The 450-nt window shown below is 70.4% G+C and carries 1 protein-coding gene; it reads left to right on the plus strand.

The features are described from left to right. Window positions 1-71 precede the first annotated feature (71 nt). The coding region (locus NBZ85_RS31820) for an HNH endonuclease (protein ID WP_498041292.1) at window positions 72-450 on the plus strand (379 nt) is incomplete at its 3' end.

Genomic DNA, 450 nt, shown 5'->3' on the forward strand with positions numbered 1-450 from the left:
ACCCCGACACCCCCGCAGGCGGAGCAGCAGACACAGGTGCTGGTGCTGGGGAATGCCCCGCCGCGGGACCGGTGACAACGCCACGGATCGGAATCGGGGCGTGGGCCGACATCGACGGCGGGATCGGACTGTCCCGGCAGACCGTCGAACGCCTCGGCTGCGACGGGTTCCTCCGCGGGATGGTCACCGACTCGGCCGGCAACCCGCTCCATCTCGGCCACCGCCAGCGCCACCCCGGCAAGAAACTCCGCGACGCCGTCTACGCCCGCGACCACGGCCACTGCCAGTACCCCGGCTGCGGCCACACCCGCTGGTTGCAGATTCACCATCTCATCCAGTGGATCCACGGGGGTGACACCGACATCGACGGGCTCCTGCTGATCTGCTCCGCCCACCACCACGCCGTCCACGATCACAACATCCGCCTCGACCGCACCCCCGACGGCACCG

The sequence above is a fragment of the Frankia tisae genome (assembly GCF_025403405.1).
Classification (GTDB): domain Bacteria; phylum Actinomycetota; class Actinomycetes; order Frankiales; family Frankiaceae; genus Frankia; species Frankia tisai.